Below are 19,932 nucleotides of genomic sequence, written 5' to 3'. Positions count from 1 at the left end.
ATCAAAGTTTCTTTTCAATCTTCTCCGCTCCACCCTCATTCGAAGCCACCGGCTTCGGACCCTCTTTCGGGTAGAACGTATATGACAGCGTGACCGTGTGGATATCCTTGGATTCCACGGCCTTGACGATTTCCGGATCGATGTAGAACACGACAGGCATGTCGAGCTTCTCGCCCGGTTTCAGGTCCGTTTCCGTAAAGCAGAAACATTGCACCTTGTTGAAATAGACGCCCGCTTCGCCCGGCGTGACGTTGAAAACCGCCTGGCCGCGCTGGGTTTCGTTCGAACGATTCTCGGCAGTGAAATTGACCTGGATCGTCTCGCCGATCTTCGGATTGACCTCGCGCTCGACCGGCTTGAATTCCCATTGCAGGCCGGGCGCGACATTGGCGTCGAAGGTGACGCGCATCGTGCGATCAAGCACAACGCTCGACACCTGGTCGACGCGCTGCGTCGTGCCGTTATAGCCGGTCACCTGGCAGAAGATGCGGTAGAGCGGCACGGCGGCATAGCTCATCGCGCCCATGCCGAAGACGAAGCTCAGGCACATCATCACGACGGCGCCGTTGTTGCGGCCCTGCTTCTTCGGTGTACCGGCGTTTTCGCTCATCCAGCCATTCCCCCGCCGATCTTCACGATGGTGATCGCGTAGAAGAGAATAACGAGGCCGGCGAGCACCAGCCCGAGGGCGACGTTGCGGTTGCGGCGCGACTTGCGCTGCGCTTCCGTGAGCTTGATCAATTCCATCAGAACCAACCTCCCGCATGCGAGACCAGCAGCGAGGCCAGCCGGTCGATCATCAAGGCGGAGAACACGGCGAAGAGATAGAAGATCGAGAAGCCGAAGAGCTTCTTCGCCGGGATCATCTTCAGATCGCCGTCGGGCATGCGCCAGACGGCGATGGAACAGTATATGAAGATCGCGCCGAGAGCGGCGGCGACGAGGCCATAACCGAGGCTCGCGAAACCGAGGAAGGACGGCAACACCGCGCAGACGGCGGTCAGCACCGCATAGGCAACGATCTGATGCTTGGTCACCCGCTCGCCGGCGACGTTCGGAAGCATCGGCACGCCGACGGCCTCGTAGTCGCGCATCTTGAACAGGGCAAGCGCCCAGAAATGCGCCGGCGTCCACAGGAAGATGATGAGGAAGAGAACCGTGCTCTCGACCGTCACGCTGTTGGTCACGCAAGCCCAACCGATCATCGGCGGGAAGGCGCCGGCAGCGCCGCCGATGACGATGTTCTGAGGCGTCGAGCGCTTCAGCCACATGGTGTAGACGACGGCATAGAAGAAGATGGTGAAAGCGAGGATGCCGGCCGAGAGCCAGTTGACGGCCAGGCCGAGAATCACCACCGAGAAGCCTGACAGCACCAGGCCGAAGGCGAGCGCCTCCGACGGCGCGATGCGGCCGGCCGGGATCGGACGGTTGGCCGTGCGGCTCATGATCGCATCGATATCGGCGTCATACCACATGTTCAGCGCGCCGGAGGCGCCGGCGCCAACGGCGATACAGAGGATGGCGATCAGGCCGAGAACGGGATGGATGTGGCCCGGCGCCAGCACGAGACCGGCAAAGGCAGTGAAGACCACGAGCGACATGACCCGTGGCTTCAACAATTCGAAATAATCGCGCGCACTCGCTTCCGACAATTCGCCGTCCTTTGCAAGCACCTCGTGATTGTCGATGACCGTCATCATTCCGTCCTGAATGTCTTACCATCAGGACGCCGTATCGAAGGCGGCGTCCTGATGTCCGCGCAAATTACTTGATGCGCGGAAGCTGTTCCCACTGGTGATAGGGCGGCGGCGAAGGCAGCTGCCATTCGAGCGTCGTTGCACCCTCACCCCACGGATTGTCGCCGGCGACACGCTTCTTGGCGAAGGCTTCGAAGACGCCATAGAGGAAGATCAGCACACCGAAGGCCGAGATGTAGGAGCCGATCGAGGAAACATAGTTCCAGCCGGCAAAGGCATCCGGATAATCGATGTAGCGGCGCGGCATGCCGGCGAGACCGAGGAAGTGCTGCGGGAAGAACACCAGGTTGACGCCGATGAACATGATCCAGAAATGCAGCTTGCCGACCAGCTCGTTGTACATGTAGCCGGTCATCTTCGGGAACCAGTAGTACCAGCCGGCGAAGATCGCGAAGACGGCGCCGAGCGACAGAACGTAGTGGAAGTGGGCCACGACGTAATAGGTGTCATGCAGCGAACGGTCGAGACCGGCATTGGCAAGCTGGACGCCGGTGACGCCGCCGACCGTGAACAGGAAGATGAAGCCGATCGCCCAGAGCATCGGCGTGCGGAACGAGATCGAGCCGCCCCACATCGTCGCAATCCAGGAGAAGATCTTCACGCCCGTCGGAACGGCGATGACCATCGTCGCGAAGACGAAGTAGCGCTGCGCGTCGAGCGACAGGCCGACCGTGTACATGTGGTGGGCCCAGACGACGAAGCCGACAGCGCCGATCGCGACCATGGCGTAGGCCATGCCGAGATAGCCGAAGATCGGCTTCTTCGAGAAGGTCGAAATGATGTGGCTGACCATGCCGAAGCCTGGCAGGATGAGGATGTAGACCTCGGGGTGACCGAAGAACCAGAACAGGTGCTGGTAAAGGATCGGGTCGCCGCCGCCTTCCGGAGAGAAGAAGGAGGTGCCGAAGTTGCGGTCGGTGAGCAGCATGGTGATGCCGCCTGCCAGAACCGGCAGCGACAGCAGCAGCAGGAAGGCGGTGATCAGCACGGACCAGGCAAACAGCGGCATCTTGTGCAGCGTCATGCCGGGAGCGCGCATGTTGAGGATCGTGGTGATGAAGTTGATCGCACCAAGGATCGACGAGGCGCCGGCAATGTGGAGCGCGAAGATCGCAAGATCGACCGCCGGTCCCGGCGTGCCGCTCGTTGCCAGCGGCGGATACATCGTCCAGCCGCCGCCCGTGCCATAGGCGCCTGCCGGGCCTTCGACGAACATCGACAGCAGCAGCAGCGCGAAGGCCGGAACGATCAGCCAGAAGGAGATGTTGTTCAGGCGCGGGAAAGCCATATCCGGCGCGCCGATCATGATCGGCACCATCCAGTTGGCGAAACCGCCGATCATCGCCGGCATGACCATGAAGAAGATCATGATCAGCGCGTGCGCTGTCGTGAACATGTTGAACATCTGCTTGGCGCCGTCGATTGCGGCATCGCCCTCATAGCCGTAGACCATCGAGGCCAGGCCGTGGAAGATCTGGATGCCCGGCTCCTGCAGCTCCATGCGCATGGCAACCGACAGCGCGCCGCCGATGATGCCGGCAATGATCGCGAAGATCAGGTAGAGCGTGCCGATGTCCTTGTGGTTGGTCGAGAACAGCCAGCGATTGGCAAAGCTCGGCTTGTGCCCGTGATCGTGGTGATCGTGATCATCATGCGCGTGGTCATGATGGGCGTGATCATGAGAATGATCGTCGTGAGCGGAAGGTCCAGCCATTGTCCCGATCCCCTTTATTACTGTGCTTCGGCGACGTTGACGGTCTTTGCGGGACCATCGGTTGCAGCCATGAGTGTCTTGTAGGCGCCGGGCAGGTCGCTGGCGGCTGCGGTCAGCCACTGCTTATACTTGTCCTCGGAGACGACGCGGATGGCGATCGGCATGAACGCATGGTCCTTGCCGCAGAGCTCGGAACACTGGCCGTAGAACAGGCCTTCGCGCTCGGCCCTGAACCAGGTCTCGTTCAGGCGGCCCGGCACGGCATCGATCTTGACGCCGAAGGAAGGCATGGCGAAGGCGTGGATGACGTCGGTCGGCGCAGAGGTCACGAGAACGCGGACCGTCTTGTTGACCGGCAGGACCAGCTCGTTATCGACGGCGAGAAGTCTGGGATAGATCGACTTGTCTTCCTTGCCGGCGGCTGCGCGGTCCTGATCCTTCAGGAGGTAGGAATCGAAAGCCAGCGGGCTTTCGCCCGAACCTTCATATTCGTAGTTCCACTGCCACTGGGTGGCGGTCGCCTTGATCGTGACGTCGGGGTTTTCAGGCAGCGTCAGCTGCGCCGTCAGCAGGTTGAACGAAGGAATGGCGAGAAGAAGAAGCACCAGGACCGGCCCCACGGTCCAGGCAATCTCGATCAGCGTGTTGTGGCTCGTCTTCGAGGGAACCGGGTTCGCGCTGGCGCGGAACTTGAAACAGACGACGATGAGCAGGACCAGAACGAAAAGCGTGATCGGAACGATAAACCACAGGGTATATTGTTCGAACCAATGGATTTCCCGCATGATCGGCGTTGCCGCCGGCTGCAGCGTTGCCTGCCACGGCATGGGCTGGTCGGCATATGTGCCGGAAGCAAAAAGCAGACAGACCAGCGTGGTCAGGGCTGCATAAGCCTTCTTCATCACCTTATTATCTCCCTCGAGCGCTTGACCTGCAAAATAGAACGCAGAATCCTTGCCATCTTCAGCGCTTCAAACCACAGTTTGGCATTTGCCGCAACAGGTCAGAGCAATTGTCTATGCGGCATTTTTGCTCAAAGCATAGGCAGGTCAGAACGGCAAAACATCCCAAGTTTTTCATCAGCATATGAAAAATCGGCTTTCCGGCCAATCCGAGCGCGACACATTATTTCGCAAAGGTCCAATTTCCGCCGCAGTCCCCCGGTTTTCACGGGGTGGGGCTTTTCATTTTTGGTGGGCAGCTTCAACAATAGCCGCAATGATTCGATATCCAGAGGTTTCCATGGGTTTCCGTTCCCTCGCGCAGTCGCTTCTCCTGACTGCCAGCATCGCGGCCGCAGCGACGACGCCCGTTTTCGCACAGCAGCAACCCACGCCGTCACAGGCCAAGCCCCCCGCTGCCGCGCCGGCGCCGACCCCTGCTCCGGCGCCGCAGCAGCCGAGCGCCGCCAAACCGAATGTCGAACAGGTGACGCCCGGCCAGACGCAGCCGCCGGCGCCCGGCACGGTAAAGTCCAATCATGGCGCATGGTCTGTCGTCTGCGACAAGCCGGCCGGGGCTGCGACCGAACAATGCGCGCTGATGCAGAACGTCATCGCCGAGGATCGGCCGGAAGTCGGGCTTTCCGTCGTCGTGCTGAAAACGGCCGACCGCAAGTCGAAGATCCTGCGCGTGCTGGCGCCGCTCGGCGTGCTGCTGCCGAACGGCCTCGGGCTCAATGTCGACGGCAAGGATATCGGCCGCGCCTATTTCGTCCGCTGCTTTGCCGATGGCTGCTACGCCGAGGTCGTGCTCGAGGACGAGCTACTCAAGACCTTCCGCAGCGGCGCCCAGGCAACCTTCATCGTCTTCCAGACGCCGGAAGAAGGCATCGGCATCCCCGTCGACCTCAAGGGCTTCGCCGAAGGCTTCGACGCCCTGCCGTGATGGCGGTCTGCCGTGGGTCCGCCCCTCATCCGGCTGCCGCCACCTTCTCCCCGTAAACGGGGCGAAGGGGATTTGCCCCAACCTCTCCGTCCCCCGCCCACCTCTTGCAGGGCACGTCCCCTCGCCCCGTTTTTACGGGGAGAGGGTTAGGGTGAGGGGCAATTGTTTGCTCGCCATCTCAATCAAATCGGCTCCCAAGCTGACTATGTAAAAGAGCTGCGTCGCCACGCAGCGCAAAGGGATGGAAACGCTCCCATCCCTTTAAAAAAGAATAATTCGACGGCGGGGCTTCACTCCTTATTATGTGGAGCCCTATCTAGGGAGTCAGTGCACTCCTGAACGCATGCTTGGAGCCATACCATGACCACCGATCTCCTGACGCTTTTCGATGCCGATGAAGCCACGATGCGCAAGCACGTGGCCGAGGCTCTGTCCGGCGCCGATGATGGCGAACTGTTCATCGAGCATGCGCAGGCGGAAGCGCTGACCTTCGACAATGGCCGGCTGAAGGGCGGCAGCTTCAACACCGAACAGGGTTTCGGCCTGCGCGCCGTTGCCGGCGAAGCGGTCGGCTATGCCCATGCCGGCGATCTCTCGGTGGCGGCGTTGAAGCGGGCGGCCGATGCCGTCGGCGCGGTGACGCGCGGCTATTCCGGCTCCTATGCGGCAGCGCCGCAAGGCACCAACAAGAAATTCTACAGCGACGAGAACCCGATCGGGCAGCCGAGCTTCGAGGAGAAGGTCAAGGTCCTGCAGGACATCGACGCCTATCTCCGGGGCAAGGATGACAAGGTGCGGCAGGTGACGGCCTCGGTCGCCGCAAGCTGGCAGGTCGTCGATATCCTGCGCGCCGACGGACACCGTGTTCGCGACATCAGGCCGATGACGCGCATCAACATCTCGGTCATGGTCGGCGAAGGCGATCGGCAGGAGAGCGGCTCCTATGGCAGCGGTGGGCGCATCGGCTTCGGCGATTTCATTGCCGAAGGCAGCTGGCAATACGGCGCCGACGAGGCGCTGCGCCAGGCGCTCGTCAATCTCGAGGCGATCGATGCGCCGGCGGGCACGATGGACGTGGTGCTCGGCTCCGGCTGGCCGGGCGTGATGCTGCACGAGGCTGTTGGTCACGGGCTGGAAGGCGATTTCAACCGCAAGAAGACGTCGGCCTTTGCCGGCCTTCTCGGCCAGATGGTCGCCGCTCCCGGCGTCACCGTCGTCGATGACGGCACGATCGACAATCGCCGCGGCTCGATCACCATCGACGACGAGGGCACGCCGTCCGCCTATAACGTGCTGATCGAAAACGGCAAGCTCGTCGGCTATATGCAGGATCGGCAGAATGCCCGGCTGATGGGCATGGCGCCCACCGGCAACGGCCGCCGCCAGGGCTATTCCCATGTGCCGATGCCGCGCATGACCAACACCTATATGCTCGGCGGCGATAAGACACCTGAAGAAATCATCGCCTCGGTGAAGAAGGGCATCTATGCCGTCTCCTTCGGCGGCGGCCAGGTGGATATCACCTCCGGCAAGTTCGTCTTCGGCTGCACCGAGGCCTATCTGATCGAGAACGGCAAGGTCGGCGCGCCGATCAAGGGCGCGATGCTGATCGGCAACGGTCCGGATGCGATGAAGCGGGTGTCGATGATCGGCAATGACATGAAGCTCGATACCGGCATCGGCAATTGCGGCAAGGCCGGCCAATGGGTTCCCGTCGGTGTCGGCCAGCCGCATCTGCGCATGGATCAGGTGACGGTCGGCGGCACGCAGACCTGAGGCGAAAGGACCCGTCATGGCGGACGTCGAAATCAGAACCTTCACCGCCGATGACGCCGATGCCGTGCTTTCGGTGATCCTGCCGATCCAGCGCGAAGAATTCGGCATCGATATCACCGTGGATGCACAGCCGGATCTCAGGGTCATCCCGGATTTCTATCAGTCCGGCAAGGGGCAGTTCTGGGTCGCCGTCAAGGATGGGGCCATCGTCGGCACGGTCGGGCTCAAGGATATCGGCAACAACCAGGCGGCGCTGCGCAAGATGTTCGTCGCCGCCACGGTTCGCGGCCGCGAGCATGGCGTGGCGGCGCGGCTCCTCGATCGGCTGTTTGCCCATGCCAGAGATGCCGGCCTCACCGATATCTTCCTCGGCACGACCGACAAGTTCGTCGCCGCGCATCGCTTCTACGAGAAGAACGGCTTTACCGAGATTGCCAAGAGCGCTCTGCCCCGCTCCTTCCCGCTGATGGCGGTGGACAGCAAATTCTACCGCTATAAGGTCGGGTGAAGGCTTAAGTCACAGGTTCTATTGACAAATTGGCGACTGCGGGAACGAGTTACTGGAGCAGGATACCGTTCACGTTGTGTCAAAATCGATGCCGGAAGCATGCCCATAAATCGTGAAAAGGCCGTCACTTTCAACAAAAGGGATGCGCAGCCGTCTGAGCAATGAGCGCAGTTGATCCGAGCAATCTTCGATAATCGGCGGGAGCAAACGTGCTACATGGCGCTTATATCTTGGAGTGACCCTGATCCACTCAACGTGAACTCCCAATGCGGCCTCAGGCGTTGAAGCCCAATCACCCCAGTATGGGGGAGCACGTTCGATGGTGGAAGGACTCGGTTCGTTCTCGTCGAGCACCTTGACTTGATATGCAGGCGGAAACGGAAGTTCCCTTATTCCTGCACAGAGTTCCCGCCATTTCGTGTCGTTCATATGCGAAGCGAGTCCTCGCTCGGTGAGGAGCTTACGTCTTTTCTGATCCAAAGTAGCTCCTCGCATTTGCTGCCAAGCTCAACGGGCTCGATCCCGAAGCCTACTTTAGTTGCAGCGATCTCAGTCGGACAATTTACGGTTTGATCGATATCTGTGTTCCCACAACCGCGTCGGCTCGAAATGACTCGACGTCCAAGTAGTAATAATCCTTCTCTGAGCGCGGAAAGCCGAAGCTCATCGTGTGACTAGGAAACTCCACATCGGGTTCGTGTACGTCGGTAGAATACCAAAGCAGCAGCGGCTTCGTAACTCCCCGTTCTAGAAGATACCTAGCGAAATAGTCGCAAACGGCGAAATATACGAGAATGCAATCGTCCGGTTGAGATTCGGCGTTTAGCTCATCTTCCAGATGAATCTTATTTAAGGTCATCTCAACGGAGAAGTCGTCCAATCTATCTGCCGCTTCGACGATTTGCTCCATTAGCGAATCCCTTGGATCCCGTGGACCGAGAAAGTAGCCATTGTAGAAATCGGCTTGAGTTATCCAATCGCTCAGGCCTTTCGGAACGGGCGAACCAATACGCCTAGCGCTATCTTGTATCAGGCGGCCTGCCTTCTCGTTGAAGAAATGCTCGATCTTTGAATGCAAGGGATGCACCTCAACGTTTGGGGTCCGCCTCCAGATGTACGCCTATGACCTGTCCGGAGCTGATTGGTGGTGAGATTTCGGACCCATCAGCTCTTCGACGTCAGCGCCGGCTGGAACCGCCACTTCCGCTCGATGGCGGCGGCAAGATCGATGTCGTTGCGGCGGGCAAAGAGCAGGATGTGGCCGAGCAAGTCGGCGGTTTCGTCGGCGAGATCGCGGTCGAGTTCTTCCGGCGTCCGGTCCCTGCGGCGCCCACGGCCGGTCAGGCGGTTCCAGGCCTGGGTGAGCTCACCCACCTCCTCCTGCAGCTTCAAGAGAAACCAGTCGGGGTCACGCTCGATGCCATTGGCTGCGGCATAGGCCGCGGATGAGGTTTCGAATTGATCGGCGAGACGGCGTAGCATGGACGTTCTCCTTTTGTTTATGGAGGAGACGCTGATTCCCAACAATTGTCCAGAACGGGATTGCCCAGTGCTGGGCGGCGATCAGCCGCGATCCGGCAGCAGCATGCAGTCATAGGAGCGCTGCTTCAGCGCATCGCAGGCCGAGACGGCGGCATCCTTGCTGGCGAAGCCGACGAAGCGGGCGCGATAGATCTTGTTGGCCCCCTGCCCGACCGCCTCGGTATAGGGCGAGGCAGAAACGAGCGGCGCGCCGGCTTCCGACTTCGCCTGGGCGAGAAGCGCGCGCGCCGCATCGGCGCTAGGGGCGGCCGAGATCTGGATCTGCCAGTCGCCATTGGCCTTCTCTGCTGTTGTCTTTGGCGTCTTGCCGGCGTTCAGGATCTCGTCCATCGCGACGGGACGATCCAGGGGCACGACGGCGTCATCGGCATAGGCCAGGCTCTTCGCCGCGAGATCGTCGGCCGGGCGCGGTGCATTGAGCGGCACCGGAACATCGGACGCGTCAGCGGCGGACGCGACTTCGACAGTTTCTTTCGCGCCGACGCTCGCCACCAGCTTTGCGCCGCCGGAAGACAAGGCACGGCCGAGATAGCGGTCGAGCAAACCAGCCATCTTGTCGTCGCGGCTGCGGGCAGTGCGGCCGCCGAGCACGACGCCGACCACGCGGCGGTTGCCGTCCCTGACGGCGCTGACGAGGTTGAAGCCGGACGCGTTGGTATAACCGGTCTTGATGCCGTCCATGCCCTGATAGCGGTACATGAGATTGTTGTGGCCACGCACGGTCCGGCCGCGGAAATTGAAGCTTGCCGTCGAAAACAGCCGGTATTCGTTCGGATAATTCTTCATCAATGCGACAGCGAGTGTCGACATGTCACGCGCCGTCGTGACCTGGCGGCCGTCCGGCAGGCCGGATGCGTTGACGAAGACGGTGCGGCTCATGCCGAGCTGGCGGGCTTTGGCCGTCATCACCCGGGCAAAACCGCTTTCCGAGCCGGCGAGCTTTTCGCCCATGGCGGAGGCGGCATCATTGGCCGACTTGACGATCATGCCATAGACCGCCTCGCGCACGGTGATCGTGCCGCCCGCCTTGACACCAAGCTTGGTCGGCGGCCGTGCGGCGGCGTATTTCGAAATCCTGATCGGAGTGTCCCAGGTGATCTTGCCGCGCTTCAACGCCTCGAAGGTGAGATAGAGCGTCATCATCTTCGTCAGCGAGGCCGGATGGTTCAGCGTATCGGCGTTTTCGGCGGCGAGAACCTTGCCTGTGCGGGCATCGAGGATCAGCGAAGCATTGCCGGCAAGGGCCGCAAGAGGCGCCGAAACGGCAAGCGTTACGGTCAAAACAGCCGCCAAAAGCTTTCTCATGCACTTTCCCCTCATACGCTGGCCCCTCATACGCTGGCCGCTGATGCGCAGCCCTTGATGCGGGCTCTCGGTCAGACCGGCATTTGTGCCGTAATGTGACAGAAGCCGCAAGTTTGGCGCGACTTTGAGGCAACGCCTATCATTTTTCTAGTCTTTTCATTGCCTTGGTTAACAGGAAATCAAAGACCTGTTCCGAACAGGGATTCAGCAAGGCTTAAGTCGCACTTGCTAGTTTCCAGCAAAGGCAAGGGACGGGCGCCGCATGACGGGACAATTCAAGCGACTGGCAAAACGCGCAGCGATCGGCGCCGGGCTCGAGGTTTCCTGGCTGCTCGCCTCGGCCGGGCTGATGCGCGAAGCGCGCGGGCGCGGCGTCGTCTTCACGCTGCATCATGTCCGCCCGCACGTGCCAGAGGCCTTCGAGCCGAATGCGCATCTCGAAATCACCCCGCGCTTTCTCGACGCGGCGCTGCGGCGGTTGAGGCGGGAGGGTTATCGTTTCGTGCCGCTCGGCGAGGTGCCGGTGCTGCTGGCGGAGCCCGAGGGCGGAGCGCCGTTTGCTGCCTTCACGCTCGACGACGGATACAGCAATAATCTGGAACATGCGCTGCCGGTATTCGAGCGACATCAAGCGCCGTTCACGGTATTCGTCGCCAAGGGTTTTGCCGAGGGCTCCCACAGCATCTGGTGGGAGACGCTGGCGATCCTCTTACGCCAGGTGCCGGAAATCCGCTTCGATTTCGGCCGCGGCATGGAGCGCTTGGTGCTCGACAGCCCGCAGCAGCAATGGCATGCCTTCGACCGCTTCGCCGCCTATATCCATCGCTCCGACGAGGCGCGCGCCGTCGCCGCCATCGATCTGCTGGCGCGGGAAAACGGCATCGAGCCGACGGATATCGTCCGCGAACTGGTGATGGGACCCGGCGAATTGCAATGGCTGGCGGCACATCCGCTCGCAACGCTCGGCGCCCATACGATCAGCCATCGCGCGCTGTCCCGGCTGCCGGAAGCCGAAGCACGAATAGAAATGCAGGCTTCGGCCGATTACGTCGAAGCGGTGACCGGTATCCGTCCCGAGACGATCGCCTATCCCTATGGCACGCCGGACGCTGCGACGGCCCGCGAGGCGCGCATCGCTCGCAATCTCGGGTTTACCCTCGCGGTCACCACGCAACCCGGGCTGCCGGCAGCGAAGCTGACCGGTTATCTCCCACGCATTTCGCTCAACGGCTTCTACCAGAAGCGACGCTATGTCTCGGCGCTTGCCTCCGGCATACCGCTGAAGCTGATGGGCCGATAAGCCCGTTACGGATACATCCGCACCTTGTCCCATTCGCCTTCCGGTGATGGCCGGCGGAATTCGACCCGGTCGTGCAGGCGGAATTTCTGGTCCTTCCAGAATTCGATCGAGGTCGGCCGGATGCGGAACCCCGACCAGTGGGCGGGGCGCGGAATCTCGCCGATAGCATAGCGGGCGGTATATTCGGCCACCGCCTTTTCCAGCGCGAATCGGCTTTCGAGCGGACGGGATTGTTTGGAGGCCCAGGCGCCGATGCGGCTGCCGCGCGCACGCGTCTTGAAATAGTCGTCCGCTTCGGCATCGGTGACGATCTCGACGGGGCCGCGCAGCCTCACCTGGCGGCGCAGGCTTTTCCAGTGAAAGCACATGGCAGCCTTTTTCTGTCCAAGAATTTCGCGGCCTTTCTGGCTCTCGAAATTGGTGTAGAAGACGAAACCGTTGTCGTCGAATCCCTTCAGGAGAACCATGCGGACATTGGGAAGACCATCCTCATCGACCGTTGCCAGCGCCACCGCATTCGGGTCGTTGGGCTCGGACGCCTCGGCTTCTTTCAGCCATTCGGCAAAGAGCTTGAAGGGTTCGCCACTTTCGGTAAAGTCACCGCTTGTTAACTCGTTTGCCGACATATTGGTTCAAATGCCCCGGATTATTCAAAACTCGCCCAGCTTTTGATAACTGGACAGGATGCAGGGTGGAAGTCATAACAAAGTCATCTCGCCATACAAAGGGCCTGCGGCGACGCAGCCGCGCGTTCTTCGTCATCAGCACCGCGATGTTATCGCTTTCCGGCTGCGTCGGCGGCGGTATGGATTTCCTGAGTGACGCCAAGGTCGACCGGTCGGTGGCAACCGGCACCGTGCCGCAGACGCCGCCGAGCACCGACACGCTTTCCGACGAAATGACCGTGCGCAATGCCGTGACCTCGGCCGATGTGCAAAGGCTCGAGGGCCAGCCGCTTCCCTGGGCAAATGCATCGACCGGCAGCGCCGGTGTCATCGATACGATCGTCGAGAACAATGAGTCCGGCCAGGTCTGCCGCCAGTTCCGCACGACCCGGCATTCCTATGTCGGCATCGCCAAATTCTACGGCAAGACCTGCCTCGTCGGCGGCGGCAACTGGCAGCTTCTGAGTTTCCAGCCGGAGAGCTGATCTTCCCAAGGTAGTTCAAAATGTTACAGCGTCCCTTTGCGCGTTCGAAAAGACGCGGGGCGCCGTCGCCAACAGGTTAACGCGCGGCCGCTTTCTGCCCAATGCTTAGCAAAGAGCTAACCATTCGCCGCGAAACACCCCACATGTCTCCACAGAAATAACAAGTGATTAGCAACTCCGCCGCAGGATCGGCGTTGAGAGTGGTTCTTCCTGCCTTTGTGGCGGGTGGCGCCACACACGTTTTATTGGACGGGGATGCCGGGCAAGGACGAGGCTTGCCGCATCGCAACACCGGCGGTTTTGACATGCGCGATCCTTATAAAATTCTGGGCGTCAAGCGCGACGCGGCAGTAGACGAGATCAAGGCGGCTTGGCGCAACATGGCCAAATCAGCCCATCCCGATCACAATCAGGACGATCCGACAGCGACGGCCCGGTTCGCCGAGATCGGCCGCGCCTATGAAACGCTGAAGGATCCGCGCAAGCGCAGCCTGTTCGACAATGCCCTGCGGATGGCCGAAGCCAAGAAACACGAACAGACGATCATGCAGCAGCGCCAGGCCGCCCGCGAGGCGGCCGTGCGCGCCAAGGCGGCGCAGGCCAATGCCGAACGCGTGATGGAAGAATTGGCGCGCGCCGCCCAGAAGGCTGCCGCCGAAGGCTCCAGGCAACAGGCAGGTTCCGCCGAGGCCGCCGACGAGATGGTGGATCGCATTTTCGGCGCCCAGGCCCGCGCAGCCGCCGGTAGCCAAGCGCAGGGTCGCGCCCAGCAGACGCAATACCAGCAGGCCCAAAATCAGCAGACACAAAACGCCCAGGGCGACGCCGGCAAGCGTATGGACGGCGATGCCGCCGAGGCCGACAGCAAGGGCGACGAGGAAGCCGGCGAAGCTGCGGCAAATGCCGCCGCCAACCTGTCGCTGCCGCTCAGCATCCTGACAAATCTGGTGCGCCGTTTCACCGGCGCCAAGGATACGGGCCTCGAAAAGGCACCGGATGAGGTGACGACGGCGACGGTGACGATCGACGACGTGTTGAAGAGCGGCTGGATCACTGCATCGTTGCCGGAGGGCCGCGAAATCGGCTTCGCATTGCCGGCCGGCACGACCGACGGTCACGAGATCAGGCTCAAGGGACAGGGCTTCAAACTGCCGGGCCTGCAGCGCGGCGACGCCGTCATCAACATTCGCATTGCGCCAGATCCGCGCTTCACGGTCGACGGTTTCGATCTGCACGCCGTGCTGCCGCTCAGCATCGAAAATGCCGTGCTCGGCACCGAAGCCCGCATCGAGGGACCGAGCGGGCCGCTGAACGTGACGATCCCGGCATGGTCCGGCTCGGACAAGGCGATTAGAATTCCCGGTCAGGGATTGCCCCGCGAAGAGGGCGGCAGAGGCGATCTCGTCGTCGAATTGCGCATTATCTTGTGGGAAAAACCCGACGATAAAATCACCGATCTCATGCGGAGCATGCGCGAAGGCCTGTTCCTATGAAATTTTTATGACATTCGCACCCTTTATTACGATCCCTAACAGTTGATGATCCCGGCCAAGCTTGAACCGATTAACGGCCTATGCCATAGGCAGGATCGATCAGAATCCTAGGGAGCGAAATATGGCTCAAGCATCCGGCCTCATGGCAGGCAAACGCGGCGTCATCATGGGTGTCGCCAACAATCGTTCGATTGCGTGGGGTATTGCCAAGGCCATTCATGCGCAGGGTGGGGAAGTCGCGTTCACCTATCAGGGCGATGCGCTGAAGAAGCGTGTCGAGCCGCTCGCTGCCGAAATCGGCGCGACGCTGGTCGGCCACTGTGACGTCGCCGACGAAGCCACCATCGATGAGGTTTTCGGGAACGTCGAAAAGCTGTGGGGCAAGATCGATTTCCTCGTGCATGCGATCGGCTTTTCCGACAAGGACGAGCTGACCGGCCGCTACGTCGACACCTCGGCCGACAACTTCGCCAAGACGATGCAGATCTCCGTCTATTCCTTCACTTCGGTCGCACGCCGCGCCGAGAAGCTGATGACGGATGGCGGCGCCATGCTGACGCTGACCTATTACGGCGCCGAAAAGGTGATGCCGAACTATAACGTCATGGGTGTGGCCAAGGCCGCGCTCGAAGCGAGCGTCAAGTATCTCGCCGTTGACCTCGGGCCGCAAAACATCCGCGTCAACGCCGTCTCGGCCGGACCGATCAAGACGCTTGCCGCCTCAGGCATCGGCGATTTCCGCTATATTCTGAAGTGGAACGAATATAACGCACCGCTGCGCCGCACCGTCACCATCGAGGAAGTCGGCGATGTCGGCCTCTATCTCCTGTCGGACCTGTCGCGCTCCGTCACCGGCGAAGTGCACCATGCCGACAGCGGCTATCATGTCATCGGCATGAAGGCGGTCGACGCGCCCGACATTTCCGTCATCAAGGACTAGAGCATTTCGAGCGGAGCTGAGACCGTGCTTATCTACGTGATCAGACACGGCCAGACCGCCTGGAATGCCGAGCGCCGCCTGCAGGGTCAGAAGGATATCCCGATGAATGCCACGGGCCTGGAACAGGCCCGGCAGAACGGCATCGCGCTTGCCGGGATTCTCGGCGACACGATCGACCAATTCGATTTCGTCGCCAGCCCGCTCGGGCGCACACGCGCGACCATGGAGATCATGCGCACCGCCATGGGCCTGCCACCGCTGGCCTATCGTACCGATCCGAGGCTGGTGGAAATTTCCTTCGGCGACTGGGAGGGCTCGACGATCAAGGAGCTGAAGGCGACGCAGCGTGAGCGGGTGGCGGAACGCAATGCCTCGAAATGGGATTTCATCCCGCCCGGCGATGATGCGGAAAGCTATGAAATTCTCTCCTGGCGGACCGGCTCATGGCTGAACTCCGTCGACCGTCCGACGGTTTGCGTAACACATGGCGGCGTCATCCGCACGCTTTTCCAGACAATCGCCGACCTGCCGAAAAGCACTGCTGCGGAAGGCGCGATCCCGCAGGACCGGATCATCAGGATCGAAACCTCGGAGCGAACGATCGTCTGGCTGTAGGCATTGCCAGCCAGCGATGCGCTCAACAGGTCGGATTGGGATGCGAACGAGCTGTTTGGCCTGTGCGGTCCAGGGAGGTTGCAGCGATCGGCGCTTACCTCACCCGATCAGTCTCCAGAGAACTGCCTATTTGACGATGTCGAGATCGTTGATGACGCGTTTGCCGTCGACCTCGGTATAGAAGACGATCACCTTCACGCCGGCTTCGAGGCCGTCGAAATTGAATTCCTCAGGCGCCTGATAAGTCTTGCCGTCATCGAGCGTCAGCACGAGGTTTGTTGTGTCGACCTTCTTGATCGTCGCCTCGACATCGGCGCTCTCGGCAAAACCGCTCATCGGTGACAGGAAGCTTGCTGTTGCCAAAAGCGTGGCGACGACGAAACGCATGGCGACAATCCTTTTAAGACGCTGCACGAGAACATGACTGGCCACAGATAAGCTCCTGAATATGGCGAAAATTGCCCGTAAGAATGGCTTTTCCCGCCCAATTGATGAATAGGATTTTAAATATAATCAAGATGCCGCGTTAACCCGCGGTTTTTCCCTTCACACGATTTTTCGGCATCGCCGGCGGGCAATCGTAAATTAACCCGCGCGTCCTACAGTTGCTCGCCAACAGGGGAGTTTCATTTTGCTATCCAGGCTCAGCGACAGCAAGCAGTTGCGGCGCGTGTTGAAGAATACTCGCGTTTCGTTTCTGGTTTCGTCGCTTGTCGCCCTCGTCGTCATCATGGTCGGCTTCGGCCTCGACCGGGCCAATACTGCGTCTTATGTGCGCGAACTTCATATCCGCACCGAAAACGAGACGAATCTGATCCGCGCCCGGGTGATGGCCGAGATCAATTTGGACCTCAGCGTCGTCCGCGACCTTACGAACCTGATCTCCCTCAGCGCGGCCAACGGAGAGGAGATGGAGCGCCAGATCAACTGGCTGCTGATCCAGAACCCGTCCTTCATTCATATCGCCGTCGCCCCTGATTTCATCGTCCGCGACATCCACCCGCCGCAATCCGGCAATGAGCGGATCGGCCGCGACGTGCGCGAAACTCTCTTCTTCCGCCAGGTGATGACCAGCGCGGCCGGCGACCAGTCGGCGCGCTTCTACGGCCCGATCAGCATTGATAGCCGCGACGCCTTTGCCATCTTCTTCCCGGTTTTCGTCAGGGAGAACGGCGAGCGGCGGCTCTGGGGGGCAGTCGAGGTCGCGATCGACCAGACGATGTTCTACCAGGCGACCGGGCTGATGCCGGCACGCGACCGCGAGAACCGGGAACGCTATCCGCATCTCGACCATCTTTCGATCGCCATCCGCGATATCGGCGCGGCGGCCGCGACCAATGCGGCTCTGCCGCCGCCGTTCTTCGGTTCGTCCGATATCGATGACAAGCATCCGATGCGCCAGAAGATCGGCTTTGCCGGCGGCAAGTGGGAGCTTTCCGCGGTCCCGAACAGCGGCTGGAACGCGATACCCGAAAACCGCACCGAGTTGCGTCTGATCATCCTTGTCGCCGGCTTCATCATCATCGTGCCGATCTTCTTCGCGACCCTTCTGCTCGGCGAGCGCAATCGCAATATTACCGCGCTGGAGAGGCGCGAGGCAAAATTGCTGGAACTGTCGCAGCGGCTCAATCTGGCGCTGGAATCCTCCAATATCGGCATCTGGGAGCTGGAGGATCATTCGAGCAGCCTGCTCTGGGACGCCCGCGCAGCGGCTCTGCACGGCAAAGCGGCGGCAGAAGGAAGCCGGCCGCTCGACGAATGGCTGGCGGCGATCCTGCCCGAGGATCGTGAAACCGCCGAAGTGCATTTCTTCAGCTGCAGCATTGCCGGCGCTGCCTGCACGGCGCAGTACCGCATCCTGCTTGGCGACGGTGGCATCCGCCACCTGCGCTCGGTCGGCGCCTTCTATACGGATGCCGGCGGCGTCAGCAAGACGATCGGCATCGTCTGGGACGTGACCGCCGATGCGGTGACCACCGACACGCTGCGCAAGGCCAAGGATATGAGCGAGGTCAAGAATGCCGAGCTGGAGCTGGCGCTTGAAGAGCTCTCAAGCCGCGAGGGGCAGCTCGCCGAGCTTTCCAGCCGGCTCGACCTGGCGCTCAACTCCTATCAGTGCGGCATATGGGAGGCGCGGCCCGGCCTCGGCGGCTCGATCTGGAACGAGCGGATGCACGAGCTCTACGGGCTTGCGCCGCGCAACGGCTTCATGACCGAGGAGATCTGGCTTAGCCGCATCCACCCCGAGGACCGGAGCCTGGCGCTCGAAAGCGCGCGTCACTTCAAGCGCAACGGCGATACGCACACCCTCGTCTGCCGGGTGATCGTCGACGACGGCTCGGTGCGCTATGTGCGCTCGGTCGGCAAGGTCCACCAGACGGGGACCGGCGAGATGAAGATCATGGGCATCGCCTTCGATGCCACCGAAGACGTGCTGATGACGATCCGGCTGAAGGCCGCCAAGGACGAGGCGGTCGCCAAGAATATCGAGCTCGAACTTGTCAAGAACAGGATCGAGCACAATTCGCTGCACGACCCGCTGACCGCACTCGCCAACCGCCGCAAGCTCGACATCGCACTCGAAAATCTCACCCATGACGGCCGGCAGCAGCGGCAGAAATTCTCGATCCTGCACATCGATCTCGACCGCTTCAAGGACATCAACGACACGCTTGGCCATGCCGCCGGCGATGCGATGCTGGTGCACGCCTCGAAGGTGCTCGCCAAGAATGTCCGCGGCAGCGATATCGTCGCGCGCATCGGCGGCGACGAGTTCGTCATCCTCGCCCTCGACGTCGGCGACAAGGAGATGGCGCAGCTTTCGACGCGGATCATCGAGGAGATGCGCCAGCCGATCGATTTCCAGGGCTTTTCCTGCCGCTGCGGCGTGTCGATCGGCATTGCACTCGCCAACGGCATCCATGTCGATGCGCGCAAGGTGCTGATCAATGCCGACATCGCGCTCTACCGCGCCAAGAGCATGGGCCGCAACCGCTTCGAATTCTTCAATCACAATCTCCAGGCCGATATCATCAACACCAAGCGCACCGCCGACGAGATCCTCGCCGGCATCGACAATTGCGAATTCACCGCCTGGTATCAGCCGCAATTCTGCGCCCGGACGATGGAACTGACCGGCGTCGAGGCGCTGGTGCGCTGGCAGCACCCGTCCAAGGGACTGCTGACGCCCGACAAGTTCCTGCGCATCGCCGACGAGATCAATGTCGTGCAGATGCTCGACCGGATCGTGCTCGAAACGGCGCTGCGCGACAAGATGCGCTGGACGGCGCGCGGCATTGCCGTGCCCAAGGTCTCGGTCAATGTTTCGGCCCGGCGGCTGCACGACGGCAGCCTGTTGGAATCGCTCGCCGACCTGCATATCCGTCCAGGCGAAATCTCCTTCGAACTGGTGGAATCGATCTTCCTCGACGAGAGCGAGGACGTCGTCTCGCAGAATCTCGAGCGCATCAAGGCGCTCGGCATCGATATCGAGATCGACGATTTCGGCACCGGTCATACCTCGATCGTCAGCCTGTTGAAGCTGAAGCCCAAACGGCTGAAGATCGACCGGCAGCTGGTGCAGCCGATCGTCAATGCCTCGCAGGAGCGCGCACTCGTCAGCTCGATCATCGAGATCGCCCGCTCGCTCGGCGTCGAGACGGTGGCCGAAGGAGTGGAGACGGCAGCACATGCCGCACTGCTGCGCGATCTCGGCTGCGACATCCTGCAGGGCTATGCCTTTTCGCGGCCGCTCTCCTTCGACGATTTCACCAACGAAGCCACAGGAACGGGGTGGCGGCTGGCCTCGTGATCGCCGCCTGCCGATCGGCCTCGTCCTGACCCCTCCCCGCCCGCGCAGAGAGAGTGGCGGCAGGATGCGCCGTCCATCCCCGACAACGAACGGAAACAGCATTTCCTGAGCTGGCGGTTTGGCGCAAAGAAAGG

The 19,932-nt window shown here is 61.2% G+C and carries 20 protein-coding genes; 9 read left to right on the top strand and 11 right to left on the bottom strand.

Annotation, left to right across the window (positions count from 1 at the left end; genetic code table 11):
- Nucleotide 1 precedes the first annotated feature (1 nt).
- From ACD590_RS03285 to coxB, 5 genes are all read right to left on the bottom strand, one after another.
- Entirely contained in the window at nucleotides 2-610 is a 609-nt protein-coding gene (locus tag ACD590_RS03285; RefSeq protein WP_018245094.1) for a cytochrome c oxidase assembly protein, read from the bottom strand.
- Entirely contained in the window at nucleotides 607-747 is a 141-nt protein-coding gene (locus tag ACD590_RS03280; RefSeq protein WP_018245093.1) for a hypothetical protein, read from the bottom strand. The genes ACD590_RS03285 and ACD590_RS03280 overlap by 4 nt, the downstream gene beginning before the upstream one ends.
- The gene (locus ACD590_RS03275; protein WP_028734865.1) at nucleotides 747-1,697 is read right to left on the bottom strand and encodes a heme o synthase; all 951 of its coding nucleotides are present in this window, start codon (nucleotides 1,695-1,697) and stop codon (nucleotides 747-749) included. The genes ACD590_RS03280 and ACD590_RS03275 overlap by 1 nt, the downstream gene beginning before the upstream one ends.
- 67 nt (nucleotides 1,698-1,764) lie before the next feature.
- Nucleotides 1,765-3,471, bottom strand: coding sequence for a cytochrome c oxidase subunit I (ctaD, locus tag ACD590_RS03270; protein ID WP_018449293.1), 1,707 nt, complete (start codon nucleotides 3,469-3,471; stop codon nucleotides 1,765-1,767).
- Nucleotides 3,472-3,488: 17 nt separating this feature from the next.
- Entirely contained in the window at nucleotides 3,489-4,373 is an 885-nt protein-coding gene (gene coxB / locus ACD590_RS03265; protein WP_018449294.1) for a cytochrome c oxidase subunit II, read from the bottom strand.
- A 316-nt stretch (nucleotides 4,374-4,689) separates the two neighbouring features.
- On the opposite strand from coxB, the gene ACD590_RS03260 reads away from it, so the two are divergent.
- The 3 genes from ACD590_RS03260 to ACD590_RS03250 all read left to right on the top strand — a co-directional run bounded on the left by ACD590_RS03260 (nucleotide 4,690) and on the right by ACD590_RS03250 (nucleotide 7,642).
- Nucleotides 4,690-5,358 (top strand): invasion associated locus B family protein, encoded by a 669-nt coding sequence (locus tag ACD590_RS03260; RefSeq protein ID WP_018245089.1) that lies wholly within the window; start codon nucleotides 4,690-4,692, stop codon nucleotides 5,356-5,358.
- A 360-nt stretch (nucleotides 5,359-5,718) separates the two neighbouring features.
- Nucleotides 5,719-7,134: a metalloprotease TldD gene (tldD, locus tag ACD590_RS03255; RefSeq protein WP_018245088.1), complete on the top strand. Its 1,416-nt coding sequence runs from the start codon at nucleotides 5,719-5,721 to the stop codon at nucleotides 7,132-7,134.
- A gap of 16 nt (nucleotides 7,135-7,150) precedes the next feature.
- Nucleotides 7,151-7,642, top strand: a complete 492-nt coding sequence (locus ACD590_RS03250; protein ID WP_065277967.1) for a GNAT family N-acetyltransferase — start codon at nucleotides 7,151-7,153, stop codon at nucleotides 7,640-7,642.
- Nucleotides 7,643-7,711: 69 nt separating this feature from the next.
- Here the strand turns inward: ACD590_RS03250 and ACD590_RS03245 are convergent, their stop codons facing one another.
- The 4 genes from ACD590_RS03245 to ACD590_RS03230 form a co-directional block, all read right to left on the bottom strand.
- A complete protein-coding gene (locus ACD590_RS03245) occupies nucleotides 7,712-8,137 on the bottom strand; it encodes a DUF6678 family protein (protein WP_309232538.1) in 426 nt (141 codons plus the stop codon).
- Nucleotides 8,138-8,204: 67 nt separating this feature from the next.
- A complete protein-coding gene (locus tag ACD590_RS03240; protein WP_439002132.1) occupies nucleotides 8,205-8,720 on the bottom strand; it encodes a hypothetical protein in 516 nt (171 codons plus the stop codon).
- An 86-nt stretch (nucleotides 8,721-8,806) separates the two neighbouring features.
- Complete coding sequence (locus ACD590_RS03235) at nucleotides 8,807-9,124, bottom strand: MazG nucleotide pyrophosphohydrolase domain-containing protein (protein ID WP_018245086.1); 318 nt, start codon at nucleotides 9,122-9,124, stop codon at nucleotides 8,807-8,809.
- An 81-nt stretch (nucleotides 9,125-9,205) separates the two neighbouring features.
- Complete coding sequence (locus ACD590_RS03230; RefSeq protein ID WP_439002131.1) at nucleotides 9,206-10,489, bottom strand: serine hydrolase; 1,284 nt, start codon at nucleotides 10,487-10,489, stop codon at nucleotides 9,206-9,208.
- 262 nt (nucleotides 10,490-10,751) lie between these two features.
- On the opposite strand from ACD590_RS03230, the gene ACD590_RS03225 reads away from it, so the two are divergent.
- Nucleotides 10,752-11,789 (top strand): polysaccharide deacetylase family protein, encoded by a 1,038-nt coding sequence (locus ACD590_RS03225; RefSeq protein WP_028734871.1) that lies wholly within the window; start codon nucleotides 10,752-10,754, stop codon nucleotides 11,787-11,789.
- Between the two features lie 5 nt (nucleotides 11,790-11,794).
- Here ACD590_RS03225 and pdxH read toward each other — a convergent pair whose 3' ends face one another.
- Nucleotides 11,795-12,415: a pyridoxamine 5'-phosphate oxidase gene (gene pdxH, locus ACD590_RS03220; protein WP_018245083.1), complete on the bottom strand. Its 621-nt coding sequence runs from the start codon at nucleotides 12,413-12,415 to the stop codon at nucleotides 11,795-11,797.
- A 65-nt stretch (nucleotides 12,416-12,480) separates the two neighbouring features.
- On the opposite strand from pdxH, the gene ACD590_RS03215 reads away from it, so the two are divergent.
- From ACD590_RS03215 to ACD590_RS03200, 4 genes are all read left to right on the top strand, one after another.
- Nucleotides 12,481-12,939 (top strand): RT0821/Lpp0805 family surface protein, encoded by a 459-nt coding sequence (locus ACD590_RS03215; protein WP_018245082.1) that lies wholly within the window; start codon nucleotides 12,481-12,483, stop codon nucleotides 12,937-12,939.
- A 275-nt stretch (nucleotides 12,940-13,214) separates the two neighbouring features.
- Nucleotides 13,215-14,432: a DnaJ C-terminal domain-containing protein gene (locus ACD590_RS03210; protein WP_439002130.1), complete on the top strand. Its 1,218-nt coding sequence runs from the start codon at nucleotides 13,215-13,217 to the stop codon at nucleotides 14,430-14,432.
- A 121-nt stretch (nucleotides 14,433-14,553) separates the two neighbouring features.
- Nucleotides 14,554-15,372, top strand: a complete 819-nt coding sequence (fabI, locus tag ACD590_RS03205) for an enoyl-ACP reductase FabI (protein ID WP_018245080.1) — start codon at nucleotides 14,554-14,556, stop codon at nucleotides 15,370-15,372.
- A gap of 24 nt (nucleotides 15,373-15,396) precedes the next feature.
- Nucleotides 15,397-15,987 carry a histidine phosphatase family protein gene (locus ACD590_RS03200; protein ID WP_018245079.1) on the top strand — a complete coding sequence of 197 codons (591 nt, stop codon included), beginning with the start codon at nucleotides 15,397-15,399 and terminating at the stop codon, nucleotides 15,985-15,987.
- Between the two features lie 126 nt (nucleotides 15,988-16,113).
- On the opposite strand, the gene ACD590_RS03195 is transcribed toward ACD590_RS03200, so the two are convergent.
- Complete coding sequence (locus ACD590_RS03195) at nucleotides 16,114-16,374, bottom strand: DUF1344 domain-containing protein (protein WP_018449305.1); 261 nt, start codon at nucleotides 16,372-16,374, stop codon at nucleotides 16,114-16,116.
- A 244-nt stretch (nucleotides 16,375-16,618) separates the two neighbouring features.
- On the opposite strand from ACD590_RS03195, the gene ACD590_RS03190 reads away from it, so the two are divergent.
- Entirely contained in the window at nucleotides 16,619-19,798 is a 3,180-nt protein-coding gene (locus ACD590_RS03190; protein ID WP_439002129.1) for a bifunctional diguanylate cyclase/phosphodiesterase, read from the top strand.
- Nucleotides 19,799-19,932: the final 134 nt, after the last annotated feature.

Origin of the sequence: Rhizobium sp. 862_C5_N1_2, from assembly GCF_051811205.1 — a bacterium.
In the GTDB taxonomy this organism is placed as follows: Bacteria; Pseudomonadota; Alphaproteobacteria; order Rhizobiales; family Rhizobiaceae; genus Rhizobium; species Rhizobium leguminosarum.
This window is presented reverse-complemented; position numbering and strand designations above follow the sequence as displayed.